Origin of the sequence: Amycolatopsis thermoflava N1165 (assembly GCF_000473265.1) — a bacterium.
In the GTDB taxonomy this organism is placed as follows: Bacteria; Actinomycetota; Actinomycetes; order Mycobacteriales; family Pseudonocardiaceae; genus Amycolatopsis_E; species Amycolatopsis_E thermoflava.
In genome coordinates this window covers 6,170,012-6,189,936 of the sequence record NZ_KI421511.1, presented here as the reverse complement: position 1 = coordinate 6,189,936, position 19,925 = coordinate 6,170,012, and the positions used below count along the sequence as shown (strand labels likewise).

The following is a 19,925-nucleotide window of genomic DNA, read 5'->3' as shown; positions in this document are numbered from 1 at the left end:
GCCGTGCTGCTCAGTGACCGTGACCTCCGCAAAGAGCTCGAAGCCGGCCGTCTCGGCATCGACCCCTTCGACCCGGCGATGCTCCAGCCGTCCAGCATCGACGTGCGGCTGGACCGGTTCTTCCGCGTGTTCAACAACAGCCAGTACACCCACATCGACCCGAAGCTCCAGCAGGACGAGCTGACATCGCTGGTCGAGAAGGACGGCGAGGACGCCTTCGTCCTCCACCCGGGCGAGTTCGTGCTCGCCTCGACGTTCGAGCTGGTCACGCTGCCCGACGACCTCGCAGGGCGCCTCGAGGGCAAGTCCTCCCTCGGCCGCCTCGGGCTGCTCACGCACTCCACCGCCGGCTTCATCGACCCGGGCTTCACCGGCCACATCACGCTGGAGCTGTCGAACGTCGCGAACCTGCCGATCACCCTGTGGCCCGGCATGAAGATCGGCCAGCTGTGCCTGTTCCGGCTCACCAGCCCGGCCGAGAACCCGTACGGCTCGGCCGCCGTCGGCTCCCGCTACCAGGGCCAGCGCGGCCCGACGCCGTCGCGCGCCCACCTGAACTTCCACATAGCCGACACCAACCGCTAAAGCCCGAGCAGCTCACGGGCCCGCCGGGCGGCCTCCACCAGGTCCCCGGTGATCAGCGAGTCGACGCCACGCAGGCCGGCGCGGTCGAGCAGGCGCTTCTCGTTGAGGACCCATTCGCCGCGCTCGGCCAGCACCGCGTGCCCGGCCTGCATCGCCGCCGTGGCGAGCGCGCCCGCGAACTCCGTCACCTGCCCGCGCGGCGCGTAGTTGTGCTCGGCGTAGGTCAGCGTCAGCGACGCCCGCTCGCGCCACACGGCGGGTGCCGACTTCCGCAACGCCTCCGGGAACTCGACCTCGGGGAGCGAGCCGTGCAGCACCCGGTTCACCGCCAGTTCGGCGACCACCAGGTAGCTCGGGATCCCGGCCAGGTGGAACATCAGCGGCTCCCAGTGGAACCGGCCCTCCCGCGCCTCGGCCAGCTCGTGCTCGACCACGTCCAGGTCGCGGTAGTGGACGTCGGCCCTGCGCCCGTCGATCGTCAGCCACGCGCCCCCGTTGAACACGCCGCCGCCCCAGCCGCCGATCTCCGACACCTCACCGGGCCAGCCCAGCGCACGCAGGTCGGCGGGGTCGAAGTGCCCGCGGTAGTAGATCGCGAAGTCCCAGTCGCTGTCCGGGCGCGCGATGCCCGTCGCCCGTGAGCCGCCCAGCGTCACGGCCTGGACGCCGGGCAGCCCGGCGAGCCGCGCGGCCACCTCTTCCTCGAAGCTCATGCTCCCAAACTCCCATGATCGGGTGGTCCATGTCACCCGGTGGTACGGCATGGACTGGACCATTTTGTAGGTTGCTCCGAATGGAGGAAACACCTCAGGCAAAGGAGCACGGGTCGTGAGTTCGACGACGACCGGGGAGCGAGCCGGTCAGCAACATCTCGCCCATGTCGTGTTCATCGCCGGCGCGGCCGCGGTCGGCGGGTTCCTGTTCGGGTACGACAGCTCGAACATCAACGGTGCCGTCCTCGGCATCCAGCGGCACTTCGAGGTCGGTGACGGGGTGACCGGGCTGACCGTGTCGAGCGCCCTGATCGGTTCGGCTGTCGGCGCCTGGTTCGGCGGGCTGCTGTCCGACCGGATCGGCCGCATCCGGACCATGCAGCTCGCGGCGGTCCTGTTCCTGGTCAGCGCCCTCGGAGCGATGTTCCCGTTCAGCGTGTGGGACCTGGCGATCTGGCGCGTGGTCGGCGGCATCGCGATCGGTGTCGCGTCCGTGATCGGCCCGGCCTACATCGCCGAGGTCGCGCCGCCCGCCTACCGGGGCAGGCTCGCCTCGCTGCAACAGCTGGCGATCGTCCTCGGCATCGGGGTGTCCGCGCTGGTCAACTGGGTCATCAAGGCACTGGCCCCGGTCGGCGCGGACGGCACGCACGACCTCAACGGCAACCTCGGCGGCATCGAGCCGTGGCAGTGGATGCTGGGTGCCGCGGCGGTGCCCGCGGTGATCTACTTCGTACTCGCCTCGATCATCCCGGAGTCGCCGCACTTCCTGCTGGCCAACGGCAAGATCGAGCGGGCACGCAAGGTGCTGCGCGAGGTCGAGGGCGGTGACGTCGACACCAAGCTCGAGGACATCCGCCGCAGCCTGAAGACCGAGAAGCGGTCCCGGGTCCGCGACCTCGTCGGCGGCCGGTTCGGGCTGCTGCCGATCGTGTGGGTGGGCATCGCGCTGGCGGTGTTCCAGCAGTTCGTCGGCATCAACGTGATCTTCTACTACAGCGACACGCTGTGGCACTCGGTCGGCCAGAACACCGACTCGCTGCTGATCTCGATGGTCAGCCCGGTCATCAACATCATCGGCACGTTCATCGCGATCGCCTTCATCGACAAGGTCGGCCGCAAGCCGCTGCTGCTGATCGGCTCGGTCGGCATGCTCGTCGGCCTCGGCGTGGCGGCGATCGCGTTCGGCAACGCGCAGACCGTCGGCGGCGAGCTGAGCCTGCCGGGCGCGTGGGGCCCGATCGCGCTGGTGTTCGCGAACCTGTTCGTGATCTCCTTCGCGATGTCGTGGGGCGTGATCCTGTGGGTCATGCTCGGCGAGATGTTCCCGCTGCGCATCCGCGGCGCGGCGCTGGCCGTGGGCACCGCGGCGAACTGGGTCGCCAACTGGGCGGTCACGGTCAGCTTCCCGAGCATGGCCGACTGGAACCTGTCGATCACCTACTGGATCTACGCGGCGTTCGCGCTGCTGTCGATCCCGTTCGCGCTGCGCTTCGTCCGCGAGACGAAGGGCACCGCGATCGAGGACGTCAGCTGACGAACGCCCGCTCGATGATGGCCCTGGTGTCGGCACCCGCGGGCAGCGTGCCGAACGCGATGCCCCAGTCGCCGCCGAGGCGGGACGCGCAGAAGGCGTCCGCCACCGCCGCGGGTGCGAAGCGCACCAGCAGCGAGCCCTGCAGGACCAGGGCCATCATCTCGGCCAGCCGCCGCGCCCGGTACTGGAGGTCCTCCAGGTCGGACAGCTCCTTGCGCACCCGCGCGATCGCGTCGTCCAGACGGGCGTCGGCGCCCGCGGCGAGGTCGAGTTCGGCGAAGAACGCCTCCACCGACTCCGGCTGCTTGCCCATGGCGCGCAGCGAATCCAGCGCCGCGACGTTGCCCGAACCCTCCCAAATGGACAGCAGCGGCGCCTCACGGTAGAGCCGCGGCATGCCGGAGTCCTCGACGTAACCGTTGCCGCCCAGGCATTCCAGCGCCTCGGCGGTGTGCGCGGGGCCGCGCTTGCACACCCAGTACTTCGTGACCGCGAGCGCCAGCCGCCGGAACGCCTGCTGGTCCGGGTTCGCGGTCGCGCCGGCCAGCCGCAGCGCGACGGTAGTGGCGGCCTCGGACTCGACGACCAGGTCCGCCAGCACGTTCGCCATCGCGGGCTGGTCCACGAGGTTCGCGCCGAACGCCTTGCGGTGCCGCGCGTGGTGCACGGCCTGCACGACGCCTTGGCGCATCAGCGAAGTGCTGCCGAGGACGCAGTCGAGGCGGGTGTTGTTGACCATCTCGATGATGGTCGGCACGCCGCGGCCCTCCTCGCCGACGAGCCAGCCGACCGCGCCGTCGTACTCGATCTCGGACGAGGCGTTGGACTTGTTGCCGAGCTTGTCCTTGAGGCGCTGGAAGAAGATGCGGTTGCGGGAGCCGTCGGGCAGCACGCGCGGCAGCATGAAGCAGGACAGGCCGCCGGGCGCCTGGGCGAGGGTGAGGAACATGTCGGACATCGGCGCCGAGGTGAACCACTTGTGGCCGGTCAGCACGTACGTGCCGTCGCCGGCGGGTTGCGCGGTGGTGGTGTTGGCGCGGACGTCGGAGCCGCCCTGCTTCTCGGTCATCGACATGCCGGCGATCAGGCCGCGCTTGGTGGCCGGGACACGCAGGCCGTAGTCGTACTCGGTGGCGGCGAGCAGCGGCTCGTAGGTCGCGGCGAGGTCCGGGTTGTGGCGCAGCGTCGGGACCGCGGCGTAGGTCATCGAGATCGGGCAGATGTGGCCGCCCTCGGCCTGGTTCCACACGAGCACCTTGGCGGCGCGCGCGACGTGCGCGCCTTCGCGGTTGTCGCGCCAGGGGGTGGCGTGCAGGCCGTGGCCGACGGCGACGGTCATCAGCTCGTGCCAGTACGGGTGGAACTCGACCTCGTCGACGCGGTTGCCGTAGCGGTCGTGGGTGTGCAGCTTCGGCGGGTTCTCGTTCGCGACACGGCCCCACTCCTGGCCGCGGGCGCTGCCGGCGAGGCGGCCCAGCTCGTGGACCTCGTCCTCGGCCCAGGCCGCGCCCTCGCGGCGCAGGCCGTCGAGGAGGGCCGCGTCCTCGGCGACGTCGTAGTCGACCAGCGGCGGGACCTGGTTCAGTACCTCGTGCGTGTCAGGCATCCTTGCCTCCCAGTGCGCGGAAGATGAACGTGCGGAGCGCGCCGACCGCGTCGGCGCTGTCGGTGGTCAGGGGGCCGATGAGCACCTCCGCGGCGCCGCCGACGAGGGCGGCCGCGGTGAGGTCGGCGTCCTGCGGCGGGAGCTGGCCGGTGCGGACGCCCTCCCGGACGTGGCGGGCGAGCTCGTCGCGGAAGACGCGCCGGAAGACGATGCGCTCGGCCTCGATCGGGGCGTCGACCGGCTCGGCCAGCAGGGCGTACGCCTGGCGGGGCACCTTGAGCGCGCGCTCGGCGAAGGTCTCGACGATGGCGGCGACGCGCTCGGCGGGGGTGCCCGGTCGCTCGGCGGCTTGCCGGACGGCGTCCACCTCGTGGTTGACGACGATGCGGAACAGCTCGACGACCAGCTCGGCCTTGCCGGGGAAGTGGCGGTAGACCGTGCCGGTGGCGACGCCGGCCTTCTCCGCGACGGCGCTCACGGAGCAGCCCGCGTAGCCGCGCTCGGCGAGGATCTCACCGGCGGCGGTCAGGATCGCTTCGCGCTGCGCGTCGAGGCGAGCCTGGACCTGCGGGGTGCGTCGGTAGGGCACGGGAAGAAGTGAAGCACTGATTCATCGCTTCACGCAAGGGCCTCCCGGTAGACGGCGCGGGTCAGGTCGGTGATCCGGTCCGCGGAGTCCGCCCAGCTCAGCGTGGTCGGTTCGGAGGTGAGGACGACGACGATGCGCCGGTCGCCGTCGGCAGTGCCGCTGGTGTGCATGACGCGGCTGGTCAGGTCCACGTCGCCGCTGGAGGCGACGGCGAGTGCCGACCGGGCCTCGGGCGAGGCGAGCACGCGCTTGGTGTCCTCGGAAACGCACTCCTCGCCCGGGGCCGGTGCCGCGCCGAAGCCGGACCAGCCCTGCTTCACCGCGCCCGGCCGCCGGAGCGCGCTCGGAATGCCGAACGACTGGTCGAACCCGTCGTCGCCGCACTTCGTGAACTGCTCCAGGTTGTCCATGATGAAGTCGCGGAACTTCGGGTGCGCGTCCTCCAGGACGTACTGGTAGGTCTTCGCGATGTCCGCGGCGCTGACCGCGGTGTAGCCCCACGTGCCGCGCTTCTCGGCGGGCGGCGGCGCGGTGTCGGTGAGACCGATATTCGCGACCATCCGGTTGACGATCTCCTCCCAGCCGTCGCGCACCCACAGCACACTGGCCGCATCGTCGTTGCTGGAGCGCAGCATCGGTTCCAGCAGCGCGAGGTCGTCCGCCGGGATCTCGTAGTCCGGTCCGTGCGATTCGAGGTAGTCCAGCGCGATGAACAGCTTCACCAGCGAGGCCGACCGGTACTGCCGGTGCTCGTTCGCGGCATGGACCGCACCGGTTTCGCGGTCGAGCACCGCGTACCCGGCGGTCATGCCGTCAGGCAGTTCAGCGGCTTGCGCGGGCACGGCCAGAATCGCCGTCGACGCCACGAACGCGGCGGCGAGGCTCAGGACTTTACGCACGTCGGTTCCCCACAGATCGATGATCGAATTGGTGGGGCGCACACTATCGTCCAGGCGTTGGGGTGCCGCACTTCGGCGTCGGGGCGGGCGACCGGGCACGGGACATTCCGCCCTCCCCGGCCAGGCACCTACCGCCCGTACCGCTTGGCGATGTCGCCGTATCGAGCCAGCACCGCGGCGCGCAGTTCGGGATCGTTCCGCGGCACGGGCTCGATGAAGACCTCCGTCACGTCGGAGAACTCCGAGTGCAGCTCCGCCGCCAAGCGGACGCACGCGCGCTCCACGTCCGCTGCCCCGAGTGCGTCGTCGAAGTCCACGCGCGCGCACACCAGGATCTGGTCCGTCCCGAGCAGCATCGTCTGCAGGTCGACCACCGCCTCGATCTCGGCGGCCCCGGCCAGGTGCTCGCGGATCCCCCGCACCACCGGCAAATCCGCCTGCCGCCCGATCAGCAGCCGCAGGTTCGTCCGGCCCAGGATGTACGCCACGATCGCCAGCAGCACACCGATCAGGATCGACGCCATCCCGTCGTACACGGCGGAACCCGTGACGTGGTGCAGGAACACCCCGGCGAACGCCAGCACCAGACCGACCAGCGCGGCCGAATCCTCCAGGAACACCGTCTTCGGCGCCGGATCGTCGATGTAGCGCAGGAACTTCCAGATCGTCCGGTTCTGTTCCACCGCGCCGCGCCGCACCTGGCGGAACGCCTGCGTCCACGACACCGACTCCAAGACGAACGCCAGCGCCAGCACGACGTACCCGACGATCGGACTGGTCTGTTCCACCGGCTCCCCGAACACCGTCGAGAAACCCTCGTACAGCGCGAAAGTCGCACCGGAGGCGAAGATGGACACCGCCGCCAGCAGGGACCAGAAGTACCGCTCCTTGCCGTACCCGAACGGGTGCATGACATCGGCTGGGCGGCCGGACCGGCGCAGCGCCGTGAGGAGCAGGATCTCGGTGAACGTGTCGGCCACCGAGTGCGCCGCCTCGGAGAGCATCGCCCCCGAACCGGTGATCACGCCCGCCACGGCCTTCATCACGGCGATGGCCAGGTTCACCCCACCGGCGAGCAACACGGTGAGAGTGCTTTCGCCGCCGGCGTCCGGGCGCTCCGATTCCTCGCTCACCGGCCGATCCTACGAGCGGATCACAACCGCTGCAGGCCGTCCAGCACGCGCTTCATCAGCTCGAGCGGCGGGCGCCCCTCTGCGGTCCGTTCGATGCCGTGGATGTGCAGCAACCCCAGTTCGGCCATGTCGGACAACAGCACCCTGGCCACGCCGAGCGGGATCGACAGCAGCGCCGCGACCTCGGCGAGCGAACGCGGGGTGTCGACCACCGCGCGGACCGGCTGGTACTCCGCGCTCAGCGCGGGACCGGTCCACTTCGCGTCGGCGCGGACCGAGACCAGCGTCTCGATCGCCAGCTCGTAGGCGGAGTGCGTGCGCCCCTTGGTCAGCACGTACGGCCGCACGCGCAGCCGGTTCTCGTCGTCGGGGTCGAGCAGCTCGGGGGGCTCCGGCTCGGCAGCGGGCGCGGGCTCGGGGCGGGGCCGCGGCGAGGGTTTGAACTCCTCGCGCGGTTCGGGGTCCGGCAACGGTTCGGGCTCCGGTTCGGGCGCGGGCCGCGGCTCCGGTTCACCGAACCGAGCGAGCTGCTTCTCGGTCGGGAACCGCGCGCCTGCGGCCCGTTTGGTCTTCGTGGTCTCGGCGGGGACACGGCCCGGAGCTTGTGGTTCCGGGCCAGGGGGTTCGGCGTGTTCGCCGGTCAGCTTCCGCAACTGCTTCACGGACGGGAACCGGGCACCGGCGCGCGCGACCCCCGGCTCACCGGCCGGTCCGGTCCCGTCGGGTACTCCCATGCTCAGCCCCGTTCGCGCGCGTCGACATCCTCCGCGGGCAGCGTCGGCAGCGTGACGAACAGGATAACCCGGGTGTCGAGACCCCAACGGGTGGTGACGAAGAAGGCGCCCCCGCGTAGAACTCGCGGGGGCGCCTTCGGGCTACTTGTCCTCGGTCGGCAGCGGCGTGCCGGTCGACACCTTGTCCGTCCGGGCGTCGGCCTCCAGCGGGTCCGACTCGACCGCGGGCAGCGAGTCCGCACCGGGCGCCGGCGCGGGCTGCGGACGGCGCTTGACCGCCGACAGCAGCAGCTGCGAGACGTCCACGACCTCGACCTTCTCGCTCGCCTTGCCGTCGTTCTGTCGCGCGGTCACCCCGTCGGTGAGCATGACGCGGCAGAACGGGCAGCCGGTCGCGATCTTCGACGGCGCGGTGCCGAGCGCCTCGTCGACGCGCTCGATGTTGATCCGCTTGCCGATCTTCTCTTCCATCCACATGCGCGCGCCGCCCGCGCCGCAGCACATCGACCGGTCGCCGTGGCGCGGCATCTCGCGGAACTGCGCCCCGGACGCGCCGACCAGCTCACGCGGCGCCTCGTAGACCTTGTTGTGCCGGCCCAGGTAGCACGGGTCGTGGTAGGTGACGTCGTCCGCGATCGGCGCGACCGGCACCAGCCGCTTCTCCCGCACCAGGCGGTTGAGCAGCTGCGTGTGGTGCACGACCTCGAACTGCCCGCCCAGCTCCGGGTACTCGTTGGCGAGCGTGTTGAAGCAGTGCGCGCAGGTCGCGACGATCTTGCGGCTGCCTGCCTCGCGGCCCTCGAACACCGAGTTCAGCACCTCGACGTTCTGCTGCGCGAGCATCTGGAACAGGAACTCGTTGCCGGCGCGACGGGCCGGGTCACCGGTGCACGACTCCTCCGGGCCGAGCACCGTGTACTTGACGCCCGCGATGTGCAGCAGCTCGGCCACCGCGCGGGTGGTCTTCTTCGCGCGGTCCTCGAACGCGCCGGCGCAGCCGACCCAGAACAGGTACTCGGTGTCGCCGAGCTCGCCGTCGAACACCGGCACCTCGAAGTCCAGGTCCTCGGCCCAGGCCATCCGGTCCTTGGCGTTCTGGCCCCACGGGTTGCCCTTGTTCTCCAGGTTCTTGAACATCCCGTTCAGCTCGGTCGGGAAGTTCGACTCGATCATCACCTGGTAACGGCGCATGTCGACGATGTGGTCGACGTGCTCGATGTCCACCGGGCACTGCTCCACGCACGCGCCGCAGGTGGTGCACGACCACAGCACCTCGGGGTCGATGACCCCGCCGTCGTCGCCGACCAGCGGCCGCTCGGCCTCGGCCAGCGCCAGCACGTCGATGCCGGCGTACGGGTTCTCGCCGGTCAGGCCGACCTCTTCACCCGTGACGTCCTTCTTGCCGCCCGCGAGCAGGTACGGCGCCTTCGCGTAGGCGTGGTCGCGGAGCTGGGTGATGACCAGCTTCGGCGACAGCGGCTTGCCGGTGTTCCACGCCGGGCACTGCGACTGGCAGCGGCCGCACTCGGTGCAGGTGGTGAAGTCGAGCCAGCCCTTCCAGCTGAAGTCCTCGATCTGACCGGCGCCGAAGACGTCCTTCTCCGGGTCGGCCTCCTCGAAGTCGAGCGGCTTGCCCCCGCTCATCATGGGCTTCAGGGCGCCCAGCGCGGTGCCGCCGTCGGCCTCGCGCTTGAAGTAGATGTTGAAGAAGGCGCTGAAGCGGTGCCAGGCCACACCCATGGTGAGCGTCTGCCCGACGACGTAGAGCCAGATCATGCCCGAGAGCAGCTTGATCAGCGCGGTGATCGTGACCGCGACCGTGCTGGCGGGCAGGATCTCGGCGAGCGGCTTCGTGACGAAGCTCGTCCACAGCGCCGGGTCCTCGATGCCGCTGGAGATCTTGAACGCCTTCACGCCGAGGATGCCGAGGCCCTCGACGATCACCACGGTCTCGACGAAGTAGGCCTGCTTGAAGTTCGACCCGGCGAAGCGCGACTGCCGGTCGGCGCGGCGCGGGTGGTTCAGCTGGCGGATGATCACCAGCGCGAGACCGCCGACGACGGTGCCGAGGCCGAGCAGTTCGGTGAGCAGCAGCCAGACGCTCCAGTTGCCGATGATCGGCCAGTGGAAGTGCGGGTCGAACGTCTCGCCGTAGGCCTCGAACCACGCGAGCGAGCCGATCAGGAAGCCCCACATGACCAGCCAGTGCCATGGGCCGACGTGGCGGAACTTGTTCATCCGCGTGTGCGCGGCGAACTCCTTGATCAGCGTCGTGATGCGCGGCCCGAACGGGCCGTTGCGCGTCGCGTCCGGTTGACCGAGCCGGATGATCCGGACCATCCGGTACACGCCGGTGCCGAACATGATCCAAGCGACGATGCTTACGGCGACGCCGACCACGCCGAGCGTGATCTGCAGTGCACCCATGATCGGGGCCTTTCGTCCGTGATGTGGTGGGTTGGCGGGAGCCTAACCGGATTTACCCATGAGTAACCGATCGGCGCGAGTTGAGTCCCACGAGTGTGGCGTAGGACTCGCTGGATATCGGGACGATCGTACCGGTAGTTTGGCGGGATGGTCGCCTATCTGCTGCTCGCTCTGGCCATCGCGGCCGAGGTCACCGCCACTGTTTCGATGAAGTTGTCGGCGGGCTTCACCAAACTGTGGCCGTCGCTGGTCGTCGTGGCCGGCTACCTCGTCGCGTTCGCGGCGCTGGCGAGCGTGCTGAAGCGCGGGATGCCGGTCGGGGTGGCGTACGCGATCTGGGCCGCGGTGGGCGTGGCGGCGGTCGCAATCATCGGCGTGCTGTTCCTCGGCGAGCCGGTGAACCCGACGATCGTGGCGGGGCTGGCGCTGGTCATCGGCGGTGTGGTGCTGATCGAGGTGGGTTCGGCGTGAAGCCCCAGCGCGACGGGCGGCGGGCCCGCGGCGAGAAGCGGCGGCAGGAGATCATCGACGCGACGCTGCGGGTGATCGAGCGGGACGGCGTCGCCGGGGTGACCCACCGGACGGTCGCGGCCGAGGCCGGGGTGCCGACGACGTCGACGACCTATCACTTCGAGACGCTCGACGACCTGCTGATCGCGACCTTGATCTCGTGCGCGCGCGACATGGCGACCGAGGTGTACTGGACGATCGACCGGGCCCGGTCGCGGGGCAGCCGGGGCGCTTCCGAGGTGGCGACCCTGCTCGCGGAGGCGCTGGGCCCGCGACGGGGCCGGACGATGGCGGAGTACGAGCTGTACCTGCTGGCCGCGCGGCGGCCCGAGCTGCGGCCGGCGGCGCGGCGGTGGCTGGACGTGCTGACGACGATGGTGCGGCCGGACGACCTGGTGGCGCTGCGGGTGTTCCTGGCCGGGATCGACGGGCTGCTGATCCAGGGCCTCATCGACGACGAGCCGCCGACCGCCGAGGAGCTCCGGCCGACCGTGGAGTACCTGCTGAAACCCCGGTGATCAGCGCGGGACCGGCACCGTGTGGGCGACCGCCGCGGTCGCGGACACGCGTTCGGCCGCGACCCCCCGGTGGGTGCGGCGCGCGGCCAGCATGCCGAGCAGGACGCCGGCCGCGGAGAAGATCGCCAGCGCCAGCGACGCCCTACCGAAACCGGTGGCGAGGGCCTCCGCCGGAGCGCCTCCGGTCGCCGTCCGGGTCGCCGTGACCGAGGAGTAGATCCCGGCCACGACGGCGGTCAGCACGGCGCCGCCGACGTAGCGCGCCATGTTGGACACCCCGGACGCGGCGCCGACGTCCTCGTCGCGGACCGCGCTCGTGGACAGCGCCGAGGCGGGCCCGTTGGACAGCCCCAGCCCCACCGCGATCCCCAGCAGGGACGGCAGGATCGCCCAGTACGACCACGACGCGCGGATCACGGCGAGCACCGCGAACCCGGCGGTCATCAGCACGAACCCGGCCACGATCACCGGCCGCGGCCCGAACTTGTGCGCCAGCGGCGTGACCGCGGGGGCGACGGCGACGACCAGCGCCGCCACCGGCAGGCACGCCAGGCCGGCCAGCAGGCTGCTCATCCCGAACGTCGCCGGGTCCTGGAAGTAGAGGCTGATCAGGAACGACAACCCGGCGATCGCGCCCGCCCCGATGAGGATCGCCAGTGTCGCGCCGACCAGCACCGGGTTCCGCAGCAGCCGCAGGTCGACCAGCGGCGCGGCCATCCGGCGCTCCACCACCGGGAAGGCGATCGCGGCGAGCGCGGTGACGGCGAGGCAGACCACGGTGGGCACCGACCACCAGCCCCAGTCCGAGCCCTTCGTCATCGCGAACACGAAGGGCGCCAGCACGCATGCCACCAGCAGCGTGCCAGGGACGTCGATCGAGCGGGGCCGGTCCGGGTCGCGGGACTCCGGCACCGTCCGCACCGCCCAGGGGACGCACGCGGCGGCCACCGCCGCCGCGATCCAGAACAGGCCCTGCCACCCGGCGGCCTCGTTGAGGACACCGCCGAGCACGGGCCCGGCCGCGGCGCCGGCGGCCGCCGCGGCGCCCCAGTACGCGACCGAGCGCATCTGCGCCGGCCCCTCGGTGACGACCGACAGCAGGCTGAGCCCGGCGGCGAGGATCGCGGCGCCGGCGGCACCCTGCACGACCCGGCCGACGACGACCATCCACCCGCCGGGCGCGAGCGCGATCAGGACGCACGACACCACGAACAGCCCGAGACCCAGCACGAACACCCGGCGGCGCCCGAAGACGTCGCCGAGCGCGCCGGACGTCACGATCGTCGCGGCCCCGACGAGCATGTACCCGGTGACCGCCCATTGCAGCACCGCCAGGGACGCGCCGAGGTCCGCGCTGATCGACGGCAGCAGGATGCTGACCGCCGAGGTGTTCACGTTGACGATGAAGGTGGAGACGCATGCGGTGCCGAGCACCCCGCCGGTCTTCACCGCGCTGGTCGTGGACATTCCGCCTCCCCGCGTGCGCGTGGTCCGGAGACCATGGCGTGCGGTCGCCACGCGGCACCTCATCCGGGGGAGGTGAAAGGACTCAGCCCTTGTTCTCGTACACCGGCACGACCATCGCGCGCGCCAGCGTCGCCCCGAACATGTTGAAGCCCAGGAACGCGGGCGTCGCGGTGTCGGGGAGGTCCAGGGACTCCACGTCGAGCGCGTGCACCACGAAGAAGTACCGGTGCGGCCCGTGCCCCGGCGGCGGCGCGGCGCCCAGGAACTGTCGCACGCCACCGTCGTTGGTCACCGTCACGGCGCCGGACGGCAGGCCGGAACCCGACGCGTCCCCGGCGCCCGACGGGAGCGAAGTCACCGAGGCCGGGATGTTGTACACCGCCCAGTGCCAGAACCCGCTGGCCGTCGGGGCGTCCGGGTCGTAGCAGGTCACGGCGAAGCTCTTGGTCCCGGCGGGGAAGCCCTCCCACGCCAGGTGCGGCGACCGGTCCTCGCCGCCGGGGACGCCGAAGATCCCGCTGAGGTGCGGCGCCGCGAGCGTCTCCCCGTCCGCCACGTCGTCGCTGCGCACCGTGAAGGCCGGCACCGACGGCAGGAAGTCGTACGGATTCGGTGGTTGTGGCATCGATTCCTCCTCGTCACAGAATGGCCGTGATCACCCTAGTGCCGTTCGGGGTGACCCCCGGGATGAACCGGGGGCTTCCCTGATACCGGCGCGCCACGCCCAGGCCATAGCGTGACCGGCACAGCAAAGTTCACTGGGGAGGACGCAATGCGCAAGCCGGCACTCGCGATAGGCGGGATCGCCCTCATCGTGGCGGGGATCGGGCTCGCGCTCGGCTGGAACTGGAACTGGTGGCGCATCTCGGACCGCGCCGAGATCACCGATACCGTCGCCCAGCCGGTGTCGTCGGTCCGCGTCGACAACAACTCCGGCGACGTGCGGATCCGCGTCGAGGACACCGCCACGACGTCGGTCAACCAGGTCCTCCATTACGACGGCGACCGGCCGGACCGGGCCTTCCACCTGGACGGCGCCCAGCTGGTCCTCGACGGCTGCGGCGGGGACTGCACCGTCGACTACGAGGTGGTGGTCCCGCGCGGGACCACCGTGACCGGCGAGGTCCGCTCCGGCAGCCTCAGCGTCTACGGCACCGCGTCGGTGGACCTGGCCGCCAGTTCCGGGGACATCCGCGTCGAGGACGTCACCGGCCCGGTCACGGCCCGGACCAAGTCGGGCAGCATCGAGGTCGACCTCGCCACCGCGCAGAACGTCCAAGCCGAGGCCCAGAGCGGCGACATCCGCATCGTCGTGCCCGCCGACCGCTACCGGGTCACCGGCGAGACCAGGAGCGGCGACCGGTCGATCGAGGTCGTCCAGGACCCGTCGGCCCCGTACGTCCTCGACGTCAGCACCTCCAGCGGCGACGCGAGCGTGAAGCAGGCATGATCCCCGCGCTCGCCCTCGCCGCGACTCTGCTCGTGGCCCCCGTCGCCACCCCCGCCGCACCCGCGCTGACCTGGCGCGACTGCGCCACCCCGCAGACCGCGCAGCGCCTGCAGTGCGCCGAGCTCGACGTGCCCGGCGCGACGCTGCGGCTGGCCCGCCTGCCCGCGCTCGACCCGGCCCGCCGCATCGGCTCGCTGCTGGTCAACCCGGGCGGCCCGGGCGGATCCGGCGCCGATGTCGTCGGCTACGGCGGCCTCGGCCTCGCCACGCCCGAGTTCGCCGAGCTCAACCAGCGGTTCGACATCATCGGCTTCGACCCGCGCGGCGTCGGCGGCAGCACCCCGGCGGTCACCTGCGGCCCGGTGCACGACCCCGCGGTCAGCCGCTTCCCCGCCGACGACGCCGGCTACGCGCGGCTGGCCGCGCACAACCGGCACGTCGGCCTCGGCTGCCGCGGACCCCGCGACGTCGACACGGCCACCGTCGCCGAGGACGTCGAGCGGATCCGGCTCGCCATCGGCGAGGAGCGGATCTCCTGGCTGGGCGCCTCGTACGGCACCGAGATCGGCGCGCTCTACGCCGCCCGCCACCCGCAGCACGTGCGCGCGATGGTCCTGGACGGCGCCGTCGACCACGCCCTGCCGACGCGGCGGGCCGTCCTCGACGCGGCCGCGGCGACCGAGGACGCCCTGCTGCGCTTCGCGCGGTGGTGCGCGGGCACCTGCGGCGACGACGTGCTCGCCCGCTACGACGCGCTCATGACCACCGGCGCGCCCTCGGCACAACTCGGCCGCCACGCCACGCCCGAGGAGCTGGCCGCGGGCGTCTACTCGCACCTCTACTTCCCGCAGCTGTGGCCGCGGCTGGCCGACGCCCTGCGCGCCGCGCCGGCCGACGCGAGCGCGCTGACCTCGGCCATGCCCTTCGGCTCGGCCGAGTACCCCGCCTACCGGGCCGTCGGCTGCCAGGACTTCCCGTCGCCCTTCACCGGCCCGGCCGACCTGCGCCGGACGGCCGACCGGGTCCGGGAAGCCGCGCCGCACAGCTGGCGCTACTCCGAGTTCTGGGACTTCGCGTCGGGCTGCCTCGGCTGGCCCGTGCCGGCGGCGAACCCGCCGCACGCCGAGCCCGTCCGCGGGGCCCCGCCGATCCTGGTGGTCGGCGGGGAGCACGACCCGGCCACGCCGCTGAGCTGGGCGCGCAGCCTCGCGGCCCGGATCGAGCGCAGCGTGCTGCTCACCTACGCCGAGGACGGCCACACGGGGGTGTACAACTCCGCCTGTGCGCGGTCCCACGAGGCGGCCTACCTGATTTCGGGTACGCCGGGAACAACACCGCAGACCCGCTCGTTACCCTGTCAGAAAGGTTGAGCGAGCAGCACTCAAGTCTGATTGACGCCCAACACGCGCCCGAGATAGAACTTGAGTACCACTCGCTCAACGCGGGCGCGAAACCGCAGCTCACCGGGGCTGCGCACACAGCATGACCAGGAGGGAACACACCATGGCGCGAGCGGTCGGCATCGACCTCGGCACGACCAACTCGGTCGTCGCTGTCCTGGAGGGCGGCGAGCCGACGGTCATCGCCAACTCGGAAGGCTCCCGCACGACCCCGTCGATCGTCGCGTTCGCCAAGAACGGCGAGGTGCTGACGGGCCAGCCGGCGAAGAACCAGGCCGTGACCAACGTCGACCGGACGATCCGGTCCGTGAAGCGGCACATCGGCACCGACTGGAAGACCGAGATCGACGGCAAGGCCTACACGGCGCAGGAGATCAGCGCGCGCGTGCTGATGAAGCTCAAGCGCGACGCCGAGGCCTACCTCGGTGAGGAGATCACCGACGCGGTCATCACCGTCCCCGCCTACTTCGAGGACGCGCAGCGGCAGGCCACCAAGGAGGCCGGCCAGATCGCCGGCCTGAACGTGCTCCGCATCGTCAACGAGCCCACCGCGGCCGCACTGGCCTACGGCCTGGACAAGGGCGAGAAGGAGCAGACCATCCTGGTCTTCGACCTCGGTGGCGGCACCTTCGACGTGTCGCTGCTGGAGATCGGCGAGGGTGTCGTCGAGGTGCGCGCCACCAGCGGTGACAACCACCTCGGTGGTGACGACTGGGACCAGCGCATCGTCGACTGGCTGGTGGACAAGTTCAAGGCCAGCCACGGCATCGACCTGACCAAGGACCGGATGGCGCTGCAGCGCATCCGCGAGGCCGCGGAGAAGGCGAAGATCGAGCTGTCCAGCTCGAGCAGCGCGAACATCAACCTGCCCTACATCACGGTCGACGCGGACAAGAACCCGCTGTTCCTGGACGAGACGCTGTCCCGCGCGGAGTTCCAGCGGATCACCTCCGACCTGCTGGACCGCACGAAGGCGCCGTTCAACAACGTGATCCGCGACGCCGGCATCTCGGTCGGCCAGATCGACCACGTGGTGCTGGTCGGCGGTTCCACCCGCATGCCCGCCGTCGCCGAGCTGGTCAAGGAGCTGACCGGCGGCCGCGAGCCGAACAAGGGCGTGAACCCGGACGAGGTCGTCGCCGTCGGCGCCGCGCTGCAGGCCGGCGTGCTCAAGGGTGAGGTCAAGGACGTCCTGCTGCTGGACGTGACCCCGCTGTCGCTGGGCATCGAGACCAAGGGCGGCGTGTTCACCAAGCTCATCGAGCGCAACACGACCATCCCGACGAAGCGGTCCGAGATCTTCTCCACGGCGGACGACAACCAGCCGTCGGTGCAGATCCAGGTGTTCCAGGGCGAGCGCGAGATCGCCGCGCACAACAAGAAGCTCGGCATGTTCGAGCTGACCGGCATCCCGCCGGCCCCGCGCGGTGTGCCGCAGATCGAGGTCACCTTCGACATCGACGCGAACGGCATCGTGCACGTCACGGCGAAGGACCTGGGCACGAACAAGGAACAGTCGATGACCATCACCGGTGGCTCCGCGCTGCCGAAGGAGGACATCGAGCGGATGGTCAAGGACGCCGAGGCGCACGCGGAGGAGGACCGCAAGCGCCGCGAGGAGGCCGAGACCCGCAACCAGGCCGAGACGCTGGTCTACCAGACCGAGAAGTTCGTCAAGGACAACGAGGACAAGCTGCCCGAGGACCTCAAGGGCAAGGTCAAGACCGCGATCGACGAGGCCAACGAGGCGCTCAAGGGCACCGACACGGCCAAGATCAAGGAAGCCATCGAGAAGCTGAACACCGCGTCGCAGGAGCTGGGCACCGCCCTGTACGCCAACGCGCAGCAGGCCGGTGGCGCCAACCCGGGCGCTGACTCGGGTGCGGCGGGCGCGTCCGACAACAAGGGCGCGGACGACGTGGTGGACGCCGAGATCGTGGACGAGGACGAGAAGAAGTGACGGGACGCCACTCGAACGAGATCGACGAGCAGGAGCCGGTCACCGAGCCCCTGGTCGTGCGGGACCGGCGCAAGATCGACCCCGAGACCGGCCAGGTGCGGACCCAGCCGGAGGCTGCCGAGGCGCCTGCCGCGGAAGCCCCGGCGGCCCAGGCCGGCCCGTCGCTCGGTGAGTCCATCGTGGACGACGCGGTGGCGGCTCCGTCCGAGGTCGAGAAGGAGCTGGCGGAGCGCACCGCCGACCTGCAGCGCCTGCAGGCGGAGTTCGCGAACTACCGCAAGCGGGTCGACCGCGACCGGGAGGCCGTGGTCAGCGCCGCGAAGGCGTCGGTGGTGAACGAGCTGCTGCCGCTGCTCGACGACTTCGAGCGGGCGGAGCAGCACGGCGACCTCACCGGCGCGTTCAAGGCGGTCGCGGACAAGCTGGTCGCGAGCCTGCAGCGGATCGGGCTCGAGCCGTTCGGCGCGGAGGGCGAGCCCTTCGACCCGAGCGTGCACGAGGCCGTGCAGCACAACACCTCGCCGGAGGTGTCGGGGCCGACGGTGACGACGGTGCTGCGCCGTGGTTACCGGTTCGGCGACCGGACGCTGCGGGCCGCGCTGGTTGGCGTCACCGACCACGAGCCGGGCGAGGCCCCGGTCGAGGGTGAGCTACCGGTCGAGCAGTTGTCGGATGAGAACGCACAGCAGTAACGAACAGGCGAGAGGAGGAGACGTCCGGTGAGTGCACGGGAGTGGATCGGTAAGGACTTCTACCGTGAGCTGGGCGTCTCCTCCGACGCTTCGCAGGACGAGATCAAGAAGGCTTACCGCAAGCTGGCGCGGGAGAACCACCCGGACGCCAACCCCGGCAACACGGAGGCCGAGCAGAAGTTCAAGGCCGTGTCGGAGGCCTACGGCGTGCTGTCGGATCCGGCCAAGCGCAAGGAGTACGACGAGGCGCGACGGCTGTTCGGTTCGGGCGGCGGCCCGGGTGGCTTCGGCTTCCCCGGCGCGGGCGGCACCGGCGGTTTCGACTTCGGCGACATCTTCGGGCAGACCGCGGGCGCGGGCGCGCAGGGCGGTTTCGGCGGGCTCGGCGACATCCTCGGCGGCCTGTTCGGCAGGCGAGGCCAGCAGAGCGCGGGCGCCCGCGGCCAGCGCGGCGCCGATGTCGAGACGGACGTGCGGATCGACTTCGCCGAGGCGGTCAAGGGCGCGACCCTGCCGCTGCGGCTGTCCAGCCCGGCGACGTGTTCGACGTGCCACGGCAACGGCGCCCGCCCGGGCACCACGCCGCGCACCTGCCCCACCTGCAAGGGCGCCGGGCTGGTGAGCCGCAGCCAGGGGGCGTTCGCGTTCTCCGAGCCGTGCCCGGACTGCCGTGGCCGCGGCCGGATCATCGACGACCCGTGCCCGGAGTGCGGCGGCGAGGGTGTCAGCACCCAGACGCGCACCCTGACCGTGCGGGTGCCGGCGGGTGTGGACGACAACCAGCGGATCAGGCTGGCGGGCCAGGGCGAGCCGGGCCGCGGGGGCGCGGCTGCCGGTGACCTGTACGTGCGGGTGCACGTGAACCCGGACCCGGTGTTCGGCCGGTCGGGTAATGATCTGACGATCACGGTCCCGGTGAGCTACCCCGAGCTGGCTCTGGGTGCGACGATCACCGTGCCGACGCTGGACGGGAAGGTTTCGGTGAAGGTGCCCGCGGGCACCGGCAGCGGCCGGGTCCTGCGGGTGCGCGGCAAGGGCATCAAGAAGCGGGACGGTGCGCAGGGCGACCTGCTCGTCACGTTGCAGGTGGCCGTGCCGTCGCGGTTGGAGTCTTCGGAGCGGGAGGCGCTCGAGGCGTACGCCAAGATCGCCGAGAAGCACGACCCGCGCCCGGAGATCACGAAGCTGCTCCGCGAAAGGGGTTGATCGAGGTGTTCGGCGGGTTGCCGCACGGGGCCGACGAAGAGACGCCGGTCTTCGTGATCTCCGTGGCCGCTCAGCTGTCCGGCCTGCACGCACAGACCCTCCGCTCGTACGACCGCATGGGCCTGGTGTCGCCGGGCCGAACCGCAGGCGGCGGGCGGCGCTACTCCATGCGGGACATCGCGCTGCTGCGTGAGGTGCAGCGCCTGTCCCAGGAGGAGGGCGTCAACCTGGCGGGCATCAAGCGGATCATCGAGCTGGAGAACCAGGTCGAAGCGCTGCAGTCCCGGATCGCCGAACTGACCGAAGAACTCGCCACCGCGTACGCCGCAGCCGAACAAGCCGCGGCGGCCGTGCACCGCTCCTACCGCAAGGACCTGGTGCCGATGAAGCAGGAAACCGCCTTGGTGGTCTGGAAACCACGCCGAAGGCGATGAGAACAGAGAAGGGCCCCGCAGCACGCGGGGCCCTTCTTTTTGTTTTCTTTCAACAAAACGCCAGC

The 19,925-nt window shown here is 71.0% G+C and carries 19 protein-coding genes; 10 read left to right on the top strand and 9 right to left on the bottom strand.

The features are described 5' to 3' along the window. The first annotated feature begins 3 nt into the window (after positions 1–3). Positions 4–585, top strand: a complete 582-nt coding sequence (gene dcd, locus AMYTH_RS0130515) for a dCTP deaminase (protein WP_020418351.1) — start codon at positions 4–6, stop codon at positions 583–585. On the opposite strand, the gene AMYTH_RS45960 is transcribed toward dcd, so the two are convergent. Further along, a complete protein-coding gene (locus AMYTH_RS45960; RefSeq protein ID WP_037322787.1) occupies positions 582–1,298 on the bottom strand; it encodes a nucleotidyltransferase domain-containing protein in 717 nt (238 codons plus the stop codon). The genes dcd and AMYTH_RS45960 overlap by 4 nt on opposite strands. A 115-nt stretch (positions 1,299–1,413) precedes the next feature. On the opposite strand from AMYTH_RS45960, the gene AMYTH_RS0130505 reads away from it, so the two are divergent. Then, positions 1,414–2,835: a sugar porter family MFS transporter gene (locus AMYTH_RS0130505; RefSeq protein ID WP_208722382.1), complete on the top strand. Its 1,422-nt coding sequence runs from the start codon at positions 1,414–1,416 to the stop codon at positions 2,833–2,835. Here AMYTH_RS0130505 and AMYTH_RS0130500 read toward each other — a convergent pair. The 6 genes from AMYTH_RS0130500 to AMYTH_RS0130475 form a co-directional block, all read right to left on the bottom strand. Further along, positions 2,828–4,441 carry an acyl-CoA dehydrogenase family protein gene (locus AMYTH_RS0130500; RefSeq protein WP_027933432.1) on the bottom strand — a complete coding sequence of 538 codons (1,614 nt, stop codon included), beginning with the start codon at positions 4,439–4,441 and terminating at the stop codon, positions 2,828–2,830. The genes AMYTH_RS0130505 and AMYTH_RS0130500 overlap by 8 nt on opposite strands. Further along, on the bottom strand, positions 4,434–5,030 hold the full coding sequence (locus AMYTH_RS0130495; RefSeq protein WP_027933431.1) for a TetR/AcrR family transcriptional regulator: 597 nt from the start codon (positions 5,028–5,030) through the stop codon (positions 4,434–4,436). The genes AMYTH_RS0130500 and AMYTH_RS0130495 overlap by 8 nt, the downstream gene beginning before the upstream one ends. A 29-nt stretch (positions 5,031–5,059) precedes the next feature. Then, on the bottom strand, positions 5,060–5,929 hold the full coding sequence (locus tag AMYTH_RS0130490) for a serine hydrolase (protein ID WP_228685019.1): 870 nt from the start codon (positions 5,927–5,929) through the stop codon (positions 5,060–5,062). Between the two features lie 128 nt (positions 5,930–6,057). Further along, complete coding sequence (locus AMYTH_RS0130485) at positions 6,058–7,062, bottom strand: cation diffusion facilitator family transporter (protein WP_027933429.1); 1,005 nt, start codon at positions 7,060–7,062, stop codon at positions 6,058–6,060. A gap of 20 nt (positions 7,063–7,082) precedes the next feature. Then, the gene (locus AMYTH_RS0130480; RefSeq protein WP_027933428.1) at positions 7,083–7,796 is read right to left on the bottom strand and encodes a DUF742 domain-containing protein; all 714 of its coding nucleotides are present in this window, start codon (positions 7,794–7,796) and stop codon (positions 7,083–7,085) included. 141 nt (positions 7,797–7,937) lie between these two features. Next, positions 7,938–10,223: a (Fe-S)-binding protein gene (locus AMYTH_RS0130475; protein ID WP_027933427.1), complete on the bottom strand. Its 2,286-nt coding sequence runs from the start codon at positions 10,221–10,223 to the stop codon at positions 7,938–7,940. A gap of 147 nt (positions 10,224–10,370) precedes the next feature. Between AMYTH_RS0130475 and AMYTH_RS0130470 the strand changes: the two genes are divergently transcribed. Both AMYTH_RS0130470 and AMYTH_RS0130465 read left to right on the top strand, forming a co-directional pair. Further along, entirely contained in the window at positions 10,371–10,694 is a 324-nt protein-coding gene (locus AMYTH_RS0130470; protein ID WP_027933426.1) for a DMT family transporter, read from the top strand. After that, positions 10,691–11,251, top strand: a complete 561-nt coding sequence (locus tag AMYTH_RS0130465) for a TetR/AcrR family transcriptional regulator (RefSeq protein ID WP_017985646.1) — start codon at positions 10,691–10,693, stop codon at positions 11,249–11,251. The genes AMYTH_RS0130470 and AMYTH_RS0130465 overlap by 4 nt, the downstream gene beginning before the upstream one ends. On the opposite strand, the gene AMYTH_RS0130460 is transcribed toward AMYTH_RS0130465, so the two are convergent. Together AMYTH_RS0130460 and AMYTH_RS0130455 are read right to left on the bottom strand one after the other, a co-directional pair. Continuing rightward, the gene (locus tag AMYTH_RS0130460; RefSeq protein ID WP_027933425.1) at positions 11,252–12,718 is read right to left on the bottom strand and encodes an MFS transporter; all 1,467 of its coding nucleotides are present in this window, start codon (positions 12,716–12,718) and stop codon (positions 11,252–11,254) included. An 82-nt stretch (positions 12,719–12,800) separates the two neighbouring features. Further along, entirely contained in the window at positions 12,801–13,343 is a 543-nt protein-coding gene (locus AMYTH_RS0130455; protein WP_027933424.1) for a YbhB/YbcL family Raf kinase inhibitor-like protein, read from the bottom strand. A 147-nt stretch (positions 13,344–13,490) separates the two neighbouring features. Between AMYTH_RS0130455 and AMYTH_RS0130450 the strand changes: the two genes are divergently transcribed. From AMYTH_RS0130450 to AMYTH_RS0130425, 6 genes are all read left to right on the top strand, one after another. Beyond that, positions 13,491–14,168 (top strand): DUF4097 family beta strand repeat-containing protein, encoded by a 678-nt coding sequence (locus AMYTH_RS0130450; RefSeq protein ID WP_027933423.1) that lies wholly within the window; start codon positions 13,491–13,493, stop codon positions 14,166–14,168. After that, positions 14,165–15,538: an alpha/beta hydrolase gene (locus tag AMYTH_RS0130445; protein ID WP_027933422.1), complete on the top strand. Its 1,374-nt coding sequence runs from the start codon at positions 14,165–14,167 to the stop codon at positions 15,536–15,538. Before AMYTH_RS0130450 ends, AMYTH_RS0130445 begins: the two co-directional genes overlap by 4 nt. A gap of 133 nt (positions 15,539–15,671) precedes the next feature. Continuing rightward, complete coding sequence (gene dnaK / locus AMYTH_RS0130440) at positions 15,672–17,528, top strand: molecular chaperone DnaK (protein ID WP_027933421.1); 1,857 nt, start codon at positions 15,672–15,674, stop codon at positions 17,526–17,528. Then, entirely contained in the window at positions 17,525–18,220 is a 696-nt protein-coding gene (gene grpE / locus AMYTH_RS0130435; RefSeq protein WP_027933420.1) for a nucleotide exchange factor GrpE, read from the top strand. The genes dnaK and grpE overlap by 4 nt, the downstream gene beginning before the upstream one ends. A 27-nt stretch (positions 18,221–18,247) precedes the next feature. Further along, on the top strand, positions 18,248–19,426 hold the full coding sequence (gene dnaJ / locus AMYTH_RS0130430; RefSeq protein ID WP_027933419.1) for a molecular chaperone DnaJ: 1,179 nt from the start codon (positions 18,248–18,250) through the stop codon (positions 19,424–19,426). Then, a complete protein-coding gene (locus AMYTH_RS0130425) occupies positions 19,423–19,860 on the top strand; it encodes a heat shock protein transcriptional repressor HspR (protein WP_094006474.1) in 438 nt (145 codons plus the stop codon). Before dnaJ ends, AMYTH_RS0130425 begins: the two co-directional genes overlap by 4 nt. The last annotated feature ends 65 nt before the right edge of the window (positions 19,861–19,925 follow it).

Bases quoted from the DNA above. Each gene is read 5' to 3' on its own strand.
- AMYTH_RS45960 (WP_037322787.1), bottom strand. From the start codon at position 1,298: ATGAGCTTCGAGGAAGAGGTGGCCGCGCGGCTCGCCGGGCTGCCCGGC.
- AMYTH_RS0130500 (WP_027933432.1), bottom strand. From the start codon at position 4,441: ATGCCTGACACGCACGAGGTACTGAACCAGGTCCCGCCGCTGGTCGAC.
- AMYTH_RS0130480 (WP_027933428.1), bottom strand. From the start codon at position 7,796: ATGGGAGTACCCGACGGGACCGGACCGGCCGGTGAGCCGGGGGTCGCG.
- AMYTH_RS0130475 (WP_027933427.1), bottom strand. From the start codon at position 10,223: ATGGGTGCACTGCAGATCACGCTCGGCGTGGTCGGCGTCGCCGTAAGC.
- AMYTH_RS0130470 (WP_027933426.1), top strand. From the start codon at position 10,371: ATGGTCGCCTATCTGCTGCTCGCTCTGGCCATCGCGGCCGAGGTCACC.
- AMYTH_RS0130460 (WP_027933425.1), bottom strand. From the start codon at position 12,718: ATGTCCACGACCAGCGCGGTGAAGACCGGCGGGGTGCTCGGCACCGCA.
- AMYTH_RS0130455 (WP_027933424.1), bottom strand. From the start codon at position 13,343: ATGCCACAACCACCGAATCCGTACGACTTCCTGCCGTCGGTGCCGGCC.
- AMYTH_RS0130450 (WP_027933423.1), top strand. From the start codon at position 13,491: ATGCGCAAGCCGGCACTCGCGATAGGCGGGATCGCCCTCATCGTGGCG.
- AMYTH_RS0130445 (WP_027933422.1), top strand. From the start codon at position 14,165: ATGATCCCCGCGCTCGCCCTCGCCGCGACTCTGCTCGTGGCCCCCGTC.
- dnaK (WP_027933421.1), top strand. From the start codon at position 15,672: ATGGCGCGAGCGGTCGGCATCGACCTCGGCACGACCAACTCGGTCGTC.